The organism is Marisediminitalea sp., assembly GCF_984433645.1.
In genome coordinates, this window is sequence record NZ_CFIDRX010000128.1 from 1 (window position 1) to 12,889 (window position 12,889).

Here is a 12,889-nt window from a genome sequence, read left to right on the forward strand (position 1 = left end):
CTATTATAACCAGTTCATTTAAATTCTTTATATACAGTTAGTTACAACTTACCACAGAACTACTCAACAAAGTTATCCACAGATATAGTGGATAACATTGAACAACGTAATTCACAGTGGGATCCTGGCAAAATTATTGTTACATTGGGGCAGGTTTTGTCCACTTTCTCACTATGAATTATTGCTTCGTCACTAAAATCACAGAGTCGGCACCAGCGGCCAAAAAAGCGGTTATGCGTATTATAAGCCCGGCCACAGGTTCAGTGTTCCAGCTGTCCGACGCGCAATCAGCATTGTATCGCAACAGACTCCTGGGCGAAGGTGTTGGCATTGTGCTAACAAAAGGCGAGGTATTTGCCCCCTCTCCTCTGGTGGTTAGCGCGATTAACACTGCCAAAGGTAGTCTGACTGCGACAACGACTAAGGGGTTAAAACTGCAGTTTCAGATAGGGCAACCAGAGCAAAATCAACATGGCGAAAGACTGCAATTTCATGTAAAACCAGGCGATAAAGTGGCCGCACGTCACTGCCTATTTACCTGTGATCCGCTGTGGATGAAGCAACAAGGGCTCTCGCCCTGCCTGTACTTCACCTTATTGAATGCAAAACAATTAGCCGCAATTCAATGTCACAGTTCTGGCAGTATTCGCGCACTCGAAGAACCGCTTTTCACCTTATTTGCCGAACCGGGATAAACGACGCCTAAACAAGCAGATATATCATATAGCCCTTGATAATGGTGATTGCGCACCAATTCTTTGCATGGAATTAACGGGCAATATAGACTTGCACCACACACAAAATACGAATAACGAGACGCCTTTATGAATGTAGTCATGTATGGGATCCCCAATTGCGATACGATTAAGAAAGCCAAAACCTGGTTGGCCGAAAAAAACCTGGACTTTACCTTTCACGATTACCGCAAACAGGGTGTTCCGCAGGATACATTACAACAAGCATTGGACGCCCTGGGCTGGGAAGCACTGTTAAATAAACGCGGTACCACTTACCGCCAGCTGTCTGACGAACAAAAAGCTTCCGTATCTGCCGATACCGCTCTGGCCCTGTTAACTGAACATCCGGCCATGATAAAACGCCCGCTGTTGCAGGTTGAACAGAACTTCCACGTTGGCTTTAAAGCCGCTCAGTACGAAGAGATTTTTGCCTGATGAAAGATGTATTAGCGGTCACTAAAGACCTGATTAACCGTCGTTCGGTTACGCCAGAAGATGCTGGCTGCCAGGACATGATGAAAGATTGGCTGGCGGAGCTGGGTTTTAACAACGAAACCATGGTCTTCGAAGACACCACTAACTTGTGGTCGCGTCGCGGTAACGATGGCCCGGTATTCTGTTTTGCAGGCCATACCGATGTTGTACCCAGCGGACCGGAATCGGCCTGGAAAACCCCGCCGTTCTCTGCCACCGAAATAGACGGCGTGTTATATGGGCGCGGAGCAGCCGATATGAAAGGCAGTCTGGCGGCCATGCTTACAGCAACACGTCAGTTCGTGAACGACTACCCTGATCATCACGGCAGTATTGCGTTTTTGATCACCAGTGATGAAGAAGGCCCGTTTATAAATGGCACCACGCGTGTCATCGATACCCTGGAAGCCCGCAACGAAAAAATCAAATGGTGTATTGTTGGTGAACCCTCAAGTACCGATACCGTTGGCGACGTTGTAAAGAACGGTCGTCGCGGCTCGCTTACCGGCGACTTGATTGTAAAAGGTATTCAGGGTCACGTGGCCTACCCTCACCTGGCGAAAAACCCGGTACACGATGCATCACCTGCCTTAGCTGAGCTGGCCAACGCCCACTGGGACAATGGCAATGACTTTTTCCCGCCAACCAGTTTTCAGATATCCAATATTCACGCTGGAACCGGCGCAGGCAACGTTATTCCCGGCGAGTTACACGTGTGTTTTAATTTCCGATTTTCGACAGAAGTCACTGATCGGGAGTTAATTAAACGCGTCGAAGAAATCCTTGCACGTCACAATCTCGACTACGAGATAAAGTGGACCTTTAATGGCCAGCCCTTTTTAACCGACAAAGGTGACCTGGTTGAAGCAGCCCAAAAGGCCATTTCGTCTGAAATGGATTTTGATACCGAATTGTCTACCGCCGGTGGCACATCTGACGGTCGCTTTATTGCGCCCACCGGTGCTCAGGTTGTTGAACTGGGTCCGGTAAACGCGTCAATTCACAAGATTGACGAGCACGTTCGTATTCAGGACCTCTACCATCTGGAACGCATTTACTACCGTATTATGGAGCACCTGCTTACATGATTCACGCGGACGCATGGCTCGGCTTGAATGACCAGCATCTGGTTGATGTGGGTAACGGACATCAGCTACACGCTGACGTTGCCCATGCGTTTAAAGCCATGCAGTCCCATGCCGCTCAGGATGGGCAGGACATGCAAATTGTCAGCAGCTACCGTGGGTTTCAGCGCCAACTGTCTATTTGGAATCGCAAATGGACCGGTGAACTGCCGCTGCTCGACGAAAACGACCAACCACTCGATGCAAAGGCGTTAACAGACGAGCAAAAAGTGTATGCTATTTTGACCTGGTCAGCCCTGCCGGGTGGCAGCCGCCACCATTGGGGAACGGATCTGGATGTATACGACAAAGTCGCTGTTGAGGCGTGTGGTGGCAAACTGGATCTGGTCGACGCAGAGTACCGCGAAGGCGGTCCCTGTTTCGCTCTGGCTAACTGGATGGACGCACACCTGGCTGAACATGGTTTCCTGCGGCCTTTTCTGGAAAATAACGGTGGCGTTGCTACCGAGCTATGGCACCTTTCCTTCGCGCCCACAGCCGCGGAATTTGAAGCCTTGCGTAATCCTGAACAACTCAGGGCGTGTTTAGCGCAGGCAGAGATGCAGGGTAAATCCACGGTGTTGGCAATGTTTGATGAACTGTATCCAAGATACGTATTAAATGAGGGCGTTACGGCATGAATACCTGGTTTATTGTCGGCATCATTGTACTGGTACTCGGCGTCATAGTAAGCAACATCATGCTGTTACGCTACAGCGCAAAGTTTAAATTACCCCCGGCTTATCGCGTGCCAGAGAAAAACAGTCAGGATGACGAACAAACGCCAGAAGCTGAAACAACGCAGCACGACAACAATAAGTCGTAGACAAATAAGCCAAGGCTGTTACGCTACGCGCCAGTTGCAACTGGCGCTTTAAAACCCGCGTGTTACTTATTCTACGGTTACCGCAGTTCCACTCATGCTCACCATCAGCATACTGTTTTTATCGCCCAGTACTTCATAATCTAAATCGATGCCCACAACGGCATTTGCGCCCATGTTGCGCGCCTCTTGTTCGAGCTCACGAAATGCAATTTGACGGGCTTTGGTGAGTTCATCTTCATAAGAGCCTGAACGCCCACCAACGATATCGCGAATAGACGCAAACAAATCTTTGAAAATATTGGCGCCCATTACCGCTTCGCCAATCACAATGCCGTGGTACTGTTTAATGGTTTTTCCCTCAATAGAGGGCGTAGTGGTAAGAATCATGATCCTTCCTTAATCGATAGCTGTGTCTGAAATTGCTTAACCAGTGCGTTTGCTTGTTCCGGGTTGTAAGGTATTGCTGGGTGCTTTCCCCAAATAGGTCCCGGCCAGGCAGCATCGTTATTAAAACGCGCAACGTGGTGAATATGCAACTGCGACACAACATTGCCCAAGGCCGCAATGTTCAGTTTCGCATCCGGGTAGACTTCCAACATGGCTTTTGCCACCGCGCGGCTCTCAGTGCAATAACGCTGATAGTCGGTATCAGACAGGTCGGTTAGTTCCACTAAATCAGCTAGCCGCGGCACTAAAATAAGCCAGGGATATTGCGCGTCGTTCATGAGTAAAACACGACATAATGGCAGTTCGCCCACCAGCAAGGTATCTCCCGCAAGGCGAGGATCCAAATTAAACATCCATTGTCTCCAGAGTTGTTGGAATAACCGTTAATAATGCGCGCTGCCCTATTGCCACATTGGCATTCGGGAACACAATAGCTTCGCCGTCCTGCTGTGCTTCATAGCGTGCGCCAGGTTCACTGGCCAACAAAGTGCCCGCTTTAAAATCGCTAAAATTGGGGGCATCGTCGTCGAAATGAAGCACAAAGTCTTCTTTCTGACGATTAATAACCTGGTTCACTTTGTACAGTGTTAATTGATTCACATCGACTGCTGGCGCAAAGTCGTCCTCGCTAATCAACCGGGTAAGGCTCTCTCTGGCGGCTTCGAAGCGGGTCATGTCATTTTCACCAAACGGTTTCACTCGTCCCAATTCAACCGTAAATCCCCTCGCTTTGTGCGTAGCACTGGAGTAATAGCTAAAGGTAGTTGTAGGTGCAGACGACAACAAGTACGTCTGAATACCGCATGCGTGTAAGAAACCAAATTGCTTCGCACTGTGATGCCGGCCGTCATTGAGAAATGGCATGACGACAAATTTTTCATTTTTCGATTCGCGGATTGCAGTGTGCAAATCGTAATGTATCTTTTCTTCTTCGTCGCCGGCTTTTGCATAAAATGCCGACACCAATGCTTCCAGTTGGGCCGCGCGCTCTCGCTCAGGGTTAGACAGTCCATTTGCATGCTCACCACTGAACAACCGGTTCATGTTTTCTTCAACAAACCGTTTGGCGATATTCATCGCCGGCAGATTGCCAAAGATCAACAGCAACCGATGCTTCAAACCAATGCGGCCATTAATCAGGTCGTCCAGTAAATCTGAGCAAATTTCGATGGGTGCGGTTTCGTTACCGTGAATACCACACGAATATACAATGTGTTTCAGGCCGGATTCAGCAAGCTTGGCCGGCGTTAGCTGAACAACCCCCGGCGCCAGCAACTCTATTGTTGCACCATCGTCAAGATTATAGGTCTCGCCACAGGGTAACGATTCGGGAGAAAAGCGAGAAAGGTGTAAAAATTGGCCATTGGCCAGTGACTCAAGTGTCATGATAACTACGTAGGATCAGTAAAAAACCATAGTGTAACGTGTCAGGTATGACGAAAGAAGTATTCGCAGGGTAAATAGACATAACACACCGTTTAATTGTAGCGAGAAGCTTACAACGTTGGTGCTAAACGGCTTTCATTTGTCGATAAGGCGAGTCGCCTACAATGATGTCCTGCTGGGCAAGGGAGATAAAAGACTGGTGTGGGATGGCTTTAGAAAACAGGTAACCCTGTCCGTAGCGAATGCCAATCTCACGCAGAAGGTGCAATTGCTCAATGGTTTCAACACCTTCAGCAATGACTTCACATTCCTTGGCCTGGCCGATTATGCGCGCGGCTTCAATAATGGCTTTATTCACCGGATTATCGGTAAGTTCCATTACAAATGTTTTATCTATTTTCAGTGTATTGAGTTCGAGATCGCGAATGTACGCCAGGTTTGAATAGCCTTTACCGAAATCATCAACAGCCACCTGAATGCCGAGCTGGCGTAGCTCGGCCAACTGCTTTTTCACCATCAGGGAATTAGATACGGCGATGTCTTCGGTTAACTCTAGTTCCAACTGCTTCATATTCACACCATACCGGTGTGTTAAGCGCTTTAACGTAGGTACCAGTTTGGTATCGTATAGCTGTGTTGGAGAAATATTGACAGACAGAGTGATATCAAGCCCATGCGCTTCAAAGCCGACCAAACCACGAATCGCACTCTCAAGCGTCCAGTAACCGAGCTCGTTCATCATGTGATAAGACTCGGCTGCCTCGATAAGCGGCCCCGGGAAGAGCAACCCATCGGTCGGGTGATTCCAGCGCAACAGGCACTCAGCCCCCACAATGGTGAGTGTCGATAAATCGACTTTTGGCTGGTAATAAAGCTCGAGTTCATTGCGTGCCAACGCCCGTTGCAAATCGGCCTTTAATGCCAGACTGCGGCCCGTTTCCGCCTTGTCGTGCATGCTCATCAACGAGAAGTTTTCGTACTTGTTTTCCTTCGCCTGCTTCAAGGCAGCTTCAGCTCTGGAAACAAACAAGGTTAAATCGAATGCGCCCTGGGATTTGCTGACAACACCCACATTGAAATCTGCAATAAATGCATGACCATCGTAGTACATGGGCGTTTTGAAATGTTCTGCCAGATATTCAAATTGCTGCTGCAACACAACGGGCGAATGTATGCCCGGCAATACCACACCAAACACATCGCCGCTGATACGGCCAAATTCAATATTGTGATGGAATAAACGCTGCAGGCGATTGGCAATTTCTAATAAGAACTGATCACCCACTTCAATGCCAAAGCTGGTGGTGACGTCGGAAAAACGTACCACATCAATCAACATCAGCGAAAGCTGTGTATGACGCTCGCCGCATGACGCAATCTTATCGATAAATGCGTAGCGGTTCGGAATCGTCGCTAGTGTTGAGTGAGAAACGGTCATAAAACGCGTTTGGCCTTAAAAATCTGAATAAACAGTAAGTTATTGATTGATGGCTATGGAAACACTGAACTAAAGTCTATGCAAGCGTTAATATGTATTAAAATATATACCCCTGTATCAGGCAGGGTTTTGTTGCATCAAGCCAATTGGCTAAATTGTATAAATTATTGATCTCTAAGCGAGTTCAATACCACACTGCCGTATTGTTACAAATGAATACAGGCCAATAAAAACAAGCCCTTCAGCGTTATTCCACGAATCTTTGAGATCAATCCTCGAACCAATAATCCCGAATAAAACGAAAGGTGACCCCGCTTTCCAAGCAAGTTAATAAAACGTAACAATACGCAGAGGTCGTACCTCAATATCATTGAAATCAAACAAAAAACCGCGGCATCAGGCCGCGGTTTTCGATTTATGCAATGCGCTGATTTATCAGGCTTTGTTTACCGGACAAGACTTCAGCTTCCAAACACGCTCGACGTAATCCTGAATAGAACGGTCAGAGGTGAATTTACCCATCTTCGCTGTATTAATGATGGCCATACGTGCCCAACGCTCTTTATCGCGATACGCTTCGTCCACACGTTTTTGAGCTTCCGAATATGCCTCATAATCAGCAAGAACCAGATATTGGTCACCGTGATCAAGCAAGCTTTGCTTAATGGACGACAACGCACCTGGTTTACCCGGCGTAAAGTAGTCGGTTTCCATCCAGTCCAGCACTGCTTTAATTTCGGCGTTTTTGTAGTAGTAATCGTATGGCTTATAGCCCGATTTTTTCAGTGCGTTTACTTCATCAACGGTTAACCCGAAAATAAAGATGTTGTCGTCGCCCACTTCTTCGGCGATTTCAATGTTTGCACCGTCCAGTGTGCCCACGGTAATAGCGCCGTTCAGGGCCAACTTCATGTTACCGGTACCCGACGCTTCTTTACCTGCAGTACTGATTTGCTCAGATACATCAGCAGCCGGGATCATTTTCTCTGCCAGACTAACGCGGTAGTTAGGCAGGAAAGCGACTTTCAGCTTGTTGTTCACACGCGCGTCGTTATTGATTTTCTCAGCCACTTTATTGATAGCAAAAATAATGTCTTTTGCCAGCTTGTAGCCCGGCGCGGCTTTCGCACCAAAAATAAATACACGCGGATGCATGTCGTAATCCGGGTTTTCCAGTAAACGACGGTACAACGCCATAATATGAAGCAGCGCTAAGTGTTGACGCTTGTATTCGTGCAGGCGCTTAATTTGCACATCAAAAATGGCGTTAGTATCAACATCCAGATCCAGCGAGCGTTTAATTTCCGCAGCCAATACTTCTTTGTTTAGCTGCTTCACTTGCATGAATTGCTTCTGGAACGTCTTGTTGTCGGCGTATTTAGCCAACCCTTCCAGTTGCTTAAGATCCAGCGGCCAGTCGGCCCCTACCTTTTTGTCGATCAATTTAGACAGCGACGGGTTACAGGCTTTCAACCAGCGACGTGGCGTAATACCGTTTGTAACGTTAGTCAGTTTGCCTGGCCATAGCGCATCAAATTCAGGGAACAGGTTTTGTTTAACCAGTTTAGAGTGAATTTCCGCTACACCGTTTACCGCAAATGAACCAATCACAGACAGGTTACCCATGCGAACCATTTTTTCGTTGCCTTCTTCAATGATGGACAACTTGGCTTTAACTTCATTGTCGCCAGGCCACTTTTTGTCGACCTCTTTCATGAAGCGATGGTTGATTTCGTAAATGATTTCCAAATGGCGTGGCAGGATTTTTTCAATCATGCGTGCAGGCCATTTCTCCAGCGCTTCAGGTAACAAAGTATGGTTTGTGTACGCAAAGACCTTGGTACAAATCGCCCAAGCGCTGTCCCAATCCAGTTCAGCACGGTCGACCAGGATTCGCATCAACTCTGGAATAGCGATAGCCGGGTGAGTGTCATTTAACTGGATCACAACCTGATCTGTGAAACGGCTCCAGTCGTCACCATGCGCACGCTTGTAGCGACGGATAATGTCTTTTAATGAACAGGCACAGAAGAAGTACTGTTGAATCAGACGTAATTCTTTACCGGCTTCGGTTTCGTCATTCGGGTAAAGTACTTTCGAAATCGTCTCGGCCTGCACGTTTTCAACCTGTGCATCAACATAGCCACCGGCATTAAATACGTCCCAGTTAAAGTAACCAGACGATTTACTCTGCCACAAACGCAGTACGTTAACGTTTTTACCGCCGTAACCAACAACCGGAATATCCCATGGTACCCCTTTCACAATGTGACCCGGGTGCCACTCTTTCTGAATGCGGCCGTTTTCACCGTATTTAGTTTCTACGTAACCGTATAGCGACACTTCCTGAATAGACTCAGGACGGCAAATTTCCCATGGATTGCCGTAATCACGCCAGCTGTCCGGACGCTCAATTTGGGCACCGCCCTGGATTTCCTGACGGAATAATCCGTGTTCGTAGTGAATACCGTAACCGATGGCTGGTAAATCCATGGTTGCCAGTGAGTCGATAAAGCACGCAGCCAAACGACCCAGACCACCGTTACCCAGTGCCATATCCGGCTCTTCTTCCAGAACATCACTCAGGCTTACACCCAGTTCATTCAGTGCATCATTAGCAACGTCAAATAAACCAAAATTTTGCAGGTTATTAGAAAGCAAACGTCCCATCAAAAATTCAGCAGAGAAATAGTGTACTGCGCGGGTATCGTTTAAATAATGTGTTTTCTGGGTTTTTCTTAGTCCTTCAAGGACTTGCTCTTGCATTGCTGCACAGGTCGCTTTCCACCAGGCGTGGTTGTTAGCTTTATTCTCATCTGTGCCCAGGGTGCAGTGGAGGTGTTTTACCACCGACGCTTTGAATTCGCTTTTACTGATCGTTACTTCAGTTTGGAGGTTTGATTTTTTCCCGCTCATTGGCGCTCTCACTCTATCGGTCAAAATTTACACACTAAATGTAATTAACTTACAACTTATAGAGCGAATATAGCAGTCCTAAAAAACTTTTTTTGTAATTTTTTTGTTAAAAAACAAAAAATCCAGCTGAAATAATAATCAATCAGCTGGATTTTTACATTTAATTAACAAAGATGAATTAAATCATTCGCCTTGTAGCGGTTTATTTAATAATTTTAGCTACCAACTCTTCGGCTTCTTTAATTAAATCCTGTAAGTGGCTTTCACCATTAAAGCTTTCTGCGTAGATTTTGTATATCTGCTCAGTGCCAGACGGTCGTGCAGCAAACCATCCATTTTCAGTAGAAACCTTCACACCGCCAATCGCTGCGTTATTGCCAGGCGCGTGTGTTTGCACATTAGTTATTGGTTCGCCAGCAAGTGATTCACTGGTGACGACACTGGCATCCATGGCTGAAAGCTTGTCTTTCTCTTCCAGGCTCGCAGCAACGTCTACACGCTGATAACAGGGCGCACCAAACTTATCGGTTAATTCAGCGTAATGCTGCCCCGGGTCTTTTCCGGTCACAGCCAGAATCTCCGCCGCCAGCAAACACATAATGAAGCCGTCTTTATCGGTGGCCCAGGTTTCGCCATTGCGCTGCAGGAAAATCCCCCCTGCACTTTCTTCACCGGCAAAACCCAGTTCACTGTCAGACAAGCCCTGTACAAACCACTTAAAGCCCACTGGCATTTCTGCCAGCTCACGGCCCATATCATTCACTACGCGGTCAATCATGCTACTGGACACCAGGGTCTTGCCTACTTTCAGTGACGCTGGCCAGTCGGCGCGATGTCGGTACAAATAATCAATGGCAACCGCCAAATAGTGATTCGGATTCATCAGCCCGCCACTCGGGCAAACGATGCCATGGCGGTCAAAGTCAGGATCGTTACCCCAGGCTAAATCAAATTTGTCTTTTAATTCGATGAGCCCGGCCATGGCGTAAGCCGAAGAACAGTCCATGCGCAACTTGCCGTCTTTGTCGCGACGCATAAAGCCGAACTGCGGATCAACCTTCGGGTTTACTACTGTAATGTCGAGGCCATAGTGCTCAGCAATATGTTGCCAGTAACCCACACCTGCGCCACCTAACGGATCAGTGCCCAGCTTCAAACCGGCTTTTGCAATGGCTTTCATATCGACGACTTTTTCTAAATCGGCAATATAATCCATCATGAAGTCGTCTTCTTTTACCAGATCTGACGCCATTGCGGTTTTTAAGTCCAAACGTTTGACGTCTTTGTTACCCGCAGCTATTAACGCGTTGGCACGCTGTTGGATGATCTTAGTGACATCACTGTCCGCCGGACCACCGTGAGGGGGATTGTACTTAAACCCACCATCTGACGGTGGATTGTGTGATGGCGTTATAACGATGCCATCTGCAAATGCATCGGTGCGACCGCGGTTGTAGCGAATGATCGTGCGGGAAATTACCGGCGTGGGTGTGTAACCTTTAGACGCGTTATCAGCGCGTTGAATAACCACATTCACGTTATTTGCGCTGAGTACTTCAATAGCGGTAATCATGGCGGGCTCAGACAACGCGTGGGTGTCTTTACCTATAAACAGTGGCCCGGTGATTTTCTGATGCTCGCGATATTCTGCCAGCGCCTGACAGATAGCCGCAATATGCATATCAGTAAACGTGGTGTTTGCCGCCGTTCCCCGGTGTCCGGATGTACCAAAGCTCACCGCTTGTGCGGGGTCGGTTGGGTCGGGATGAAAGCTAAAATACTGACTCACCAGTTGAGCAACGTTAATAAGTTGCTCTTCTGCTGCGGCCTTGCCTGCCTCGGGGTGTAACGCCATGAAATTGTCCTTTTAACGTTTGTACTTCGGAATGTAAATTACTGCGCGGAGAAGGTCTCCGTAACGGATGCTATTACCTTATCGCTATATCCCAGGATCTGCAAAACCTGCGACAGCATAGCCAGCTTCTTCGCGGTATTGTTATTGCTTACCACCCAATAACCACTGTCGGGAATCGCTTTGGGGTTCGTGCTGCTGCCGGTGGCCAGCAATTCTTCCTTGCTGGTTGCAAAATATTTGCGGTTCTTGCCCTTTATGGTCTCAACCTGAGCAAACTCGGCGGGTTGTAACACATAAGCTTGCTGCAAAATATACAAGAACTGGTCAACGCGTTTGTCAAACTGCTTCAATGCATCAGGGTTCACTAGCTTTAGTAATGCATCGTCGTCGGCATTTGCCGGTACCGCTGCAACAACATTGGTTGCAGGGGAAGCATCTGCTTCAACAGATTTGGCTTTGGAACTGGCTTTGGCTTTTGGGGCCGGCTTCTTGACTTCAACCGGCGCTGTCTCCGGCTCGGCAGCCGGCGTATCGACAACCGGTTCAGCGGCTTCTGCAGAAGTCGATGTGCCTTCAACACTGTCGGTCATTAGCAAACGACGCAGAATTTGCGACGCGCTCTCGCCAATATGCTTGGTTTGACCGGCAATAAAGGCATACAAATCATCATCTATTTCTATTGTTTTCATTCTGACTTCCTTTTTTTGGCGGTCATTATAATCAACCCCGAAGAGGATCACAGCCCTTTATCGGTACAAGTTTTCGTCCCATCGCAATTTGCTTGCGTCTGCAATGACAAAATCCAGACATCTCCTATACTTACGTATCAGTCTGGTTACGTTAATAAAATTATTTGCCGGTATAGTAGTCCAGTAAATACACAGAGCGTATTGAACAATAAACCAACGCGGAATGGCGAATGCATACAGCACTTTCTGAAGCTATAGACACCCTTAATCAGCGAATCCTGGGCAAGCCACACCAAATCAAACTGGCGGTAACCTGCTTACTGGCCAATGGCCACCTATTAATTGAAGACTTACCCGGCATGGGGAAAACAACCCTGTCTCATGCGCTCGCCCAAGTGTTTGGATTGGGTTTTTCCCGCATACAGTTCACTTCTGATTTATTGCCTGCGGATATGTTGGGCGTCAATATTTACAATGCGCAGCAACAACGTTTCGAATTTCACGCAGGACCGATTTTTAGTGAAGTGGTGCTTGCTGACGAGATTAACCGTGCGAGTCCTAAAACCCAAAGCGCATTGTTGGAGGCCATGGAAGAGAATCAGGTCAGTATTGACGGTACAACCCATGCTTTACCTGTCCCGTTCTTTGTAATTGCAACTCAGAACCCTGCGTACCAGGCAGGCACCTACCCCCTGCCCGAATCACAACTGGACAGATTTTTAATGCGCATCAGCCTGGGTTACCCGGACACCGCTGCTGAAAAAGCCATGCTGCGTCAAACGACTCAGTCACCTGCGCCAACTGCTGAAGACGCCAAGCCGGTTATTACCCCGGCACAACTGAAAGACTGGCAGCACAGTGTTACACGGGTTCACGCCAGTGAGCCCATTTTGGATTACCTGCTGAGGTTGGTGCAGCAAAGTCGTGATAATGCAGAATTCCCCTATCCGCTCTCGCCTCGCGCGAGCAAGTCGCTGTTGCGCGGCGCTCAGGCCTA

Annotated in this window: 13 protein-coding genes; 6 read left to right on the top strand and 7 right to left on the bottom strand. The window is 47.8% G+C overall.

Annotation, left to right across the window (positions count from 1 at the left end; all coding sequences use genetic code 11):
• The first annotated feature begins 233 nt into the window (after nucleotides 1-233).
• The 5 genes from AC4MRN_RS14930 to AC4MRN_RS14950 all read left to right on the top strand — a co-directional run bounded on the left by AC4MRN_RS14930 (nucleotide 234) and on the right by AC4MRN_RS14950 (nucleotide 3,161).
• Nucleotides 234-695 (top strand): PTS glucose transporter subunit IIA, encoded by a 462-nt coding sequence (locus AC4MRN_RS14930; protein ID WP_491203714.1) that lies wholly within the window; start codon nucleotides 234-236, stop codon nucleotides 693-695.
• Nucleotides 696-824: 129 nt separating this feature from the next.
• Nucleotides 825-1,172, top strand: a complete 348-nt coding sequence (locus AC4MRN_RS14935; protein ID WP_255054341.1) for an ArsC family reductase — start codon at nucleotides 825-827, stop codon at nucleotides 1,170-1,172.
• Complete coding sequence (gene dapE, locus AC4MRN_RS14940; RefSeq protein ID WP_491055231.1) at nucleotides 1,172-2,299, top strand: succinyl-diaminopimelate desuccinylase; 1,128 nt, start codon at nucleotides 1,172-1,174, stop codon at nucleotides 2,297-2,299. The genes AC4MRN_RS14935 and dapE overlap by 1 nt, the downstream gene beginning before the upstream one ends.
• Complete coding sequence (locus tag AC4MRN_RS14945) at nucleotides 2,296-2,976, top strand: M15 family metallopeptidase (RefSeq protein WP_491203715.1); 681 nt, start codon at nucleotides 2,296-2,298, stop codon at nucleotides 2,974-2,976. Before dapE ends, AC4MRN_RS14945 begins: the two co-directional genes overlap by 4 nt.
• Entirely contained in the window at nucleotides 2,973-3,161 is a 189-nt protein-coding gene (locus AC4MRN_RS14950; RefSeq protein ID WP_487966638.1) for a DUF2897 family protein, read from the top strand. Before AC4MRN_RS14945 ends, AC4MRN_RS14950 begins: the two co-directional genes overlap by 4 nt.
• A 66-nt stretch (nucleotides 3,162-3,227) precedes the next feature.
• On the opposite strand, the gene AC4MRN_RS14955 is transcribed toward AC4MRN_RS14950, so the two are convergent.
• The 7 genes from AC4MRN_RS14955 to seqA all read right to left on the bottom strand — a co-directional run bounded on the left by AC4MRN_RS14955 (nucleotide 3,228) and on the right by seqA (nucleotide 11,892).
• A complete protein-coding gene (locus AC4MRN_RS14955; RefSeq protein WP_073324960.1) occupies nucleotides 3,228-3,548 on the bottom strand; it encodes a heavy metal-binding domain-containing protein in 321 nt (106 codons plus the stop codon).
• Nucleotides 3,545-3,961 carry an HIT domain-containing protein gene (locus AC4MRN_RS14960; protein WP_491203716.1) on the bottom strand — a complete coding sequence of 139 codons (417 nt, stop codon included), beginning with the start codon at nucleotides 3,959-3,961 and terminating at the stop codon, nucleotides 3,545-3,547. The genes AC4MRN_RS14955 and AC4MRN_RS14960 overlap by 4 nt, the downstream gene beginning before the upstream one ends.
• Nucleotides 3,954-4,994 carry a succinylglutamate desuccinylase gene (gene astE, locus AC4MRN_RS14965; protein ID WP_491203717.1) on the bottom strand — a complete coding sequence of 347 codons (1,041 nt, stop codon included), beginning with the start codon at nucleotides 4,992-4,994 and terminating at the stop codon, nucleotides 3,954-3,956. Before astE ends, AC4MRN_RS14960 begins: the two co-directional genes overlap by 8 nt.
• Before the next feature lie 124 nt (nucleotides 4,995-5,118).
• Complete coding sequence (locus AC4MRN_RS14970; RefSeq protein ID WP_073324963.1) at nucleotides 5,119-6,432, bottom strand: putative bifunctional diguanylate cyclase/phosphodiesterase; 1,314 nt, start codon at nucleotides 6,430-6,432, stop codon at nucleotides 5,119-5,121.
• 435 nt (nucleotides 6,433-6,867) lie between these two features.
• Nucleotides 6,868-9,348, bottom strand: a complete 2,481-nt coding sequence (locus tag AC4MRN_RS14975; protein ID WP_491203718.1) for a glycogen/starch/alpha-glucan phosphorylase — start codon at nucleotides 9,346-9,348, stop codon at nucleotides 6,868-6,870.
• 202 nt (nucleotides 9,349-9,550) lie between these two features.
• A complete protein-coding gene (pgm, locus tag AC4MRN_RS14980) occupies nucleotides 9,551-11,203 on the bottom strand; it encodes a phosphoglucomutase (alpha-D-glucose-1,6-bisphosphate-dependent) (RefSeq protein WP_491203719.1) in 1,653 nt (550 codons plus the stop codon).
• A 38-nt stretch (nucleotides 11,204-11,241) separates the two neighbouring features.
• A complete protein-coding gene (seqA, locus tag AC4MRN_RS14985) occupies nucleotides 11,242-11,892 on the bottom strand; it encodes a replication initiation negative regulator SeqA (RefSeq protein ID WP_491203720.1) in 651 nt (216 codons plus the stop codon).
• 230 nt (nucleotides 11,893-12,122) lie between these two features.
• On the opposite strand from seqA, the gene AC4MRN_RS14990 reads away from it, so the two are divergent.
• A partial coding sequence (locus AC4MRN_RS14990) for an AAA family ATPase (RefSeq protein ID WP_491203721.1) occupies nucleotides 12,123-12,889 on the top strand: 767 nt, incomplete at its 3' end.

Bases quoted from the DNA above. Each gene is read 5' to 3' on its own strand.
- dapE (WP_491055231.1), top strand. From the start codon at position 1,172: ATGAAAGATGTATTAGCGGTCACTAAAGACCTGATTAACCGTCGTTCG.
- AC4MRN_RS14950 (WP_487966638.1), top strand. From the start codon at position 2,973: ATGAATACCTGGTTTATTGTCGGCATCATTGTACTGGTACTCGGCGTC.
- seqA (WP_491203720.1), bottom strand. From the start codon at position 11,892: ATGAAAACAATAGAAATAGATGATGATTTGTATGCCTTTATTGCCGGT.
- AC4MRN_RS14960 (WP_491203716.1), bottom strand. From the start codon at position 3,961: ATGTTTAATTTGGATCCTCGCCTTGCGGGAGATACCTTGCTGGTGGGC.
- astE (WP_491203717.1), bottom strand. From the start codon at position 4,994: ATGACACTTGAGTCACTGGCCAATGGCCAATTTTTACACCTTTCTCGC.
- AC4MRN_RS14945 (WP_491203715.1), top strand. From the start codon at position 2,296: ATGATTCACGCGGACGCATGGCTCGGCTTGAATGACCAGCATCTGGTT.
- pgm (WP_491203719.1), bottom strand. From the start codon at position 11,203: ATGGCGTTACACCCCGAGGCAGGCAAGGCCGCAGCAGAAGAGCAACTT.
- AC4MRN_RS14975 (WP_491203718.1), bottom strand. From the start codon at position 9,348: ATGAGCGGGAAAAAATCAAACCTCCAAACTGAAGTAACGATCAGTAAA.
- AC4MRN_RS14970 (WP_073324963.1), bottom strand. From the start codon at position 6,432: ATGACCGTTTCTCACTCAACACTAGCGACGATTCCGAACCGCTACGCA.
- AC4MRN_RS14955 (WP_073324960.1), bottom strand. From the start codon at position 3,548: ATGATTCTTACCACTACGCCCTCTATTGAGGGAAAAACCATTAAACAG.
- AC4MRN_RS14930 (WP_491203714.1), top strand. From the start codon at position 234: ATGCGTATTATAAGCCCGGCCACAGGTTCAGTGTTCCAGCTGTCCGAC.
- AC4MRN_RS14935 (WP_255054341.1), top strand. From the start codon at position 825: ATGAATGTAGTCATGTATGGGATCCCCAATTGCGATACGATTAAGAAA.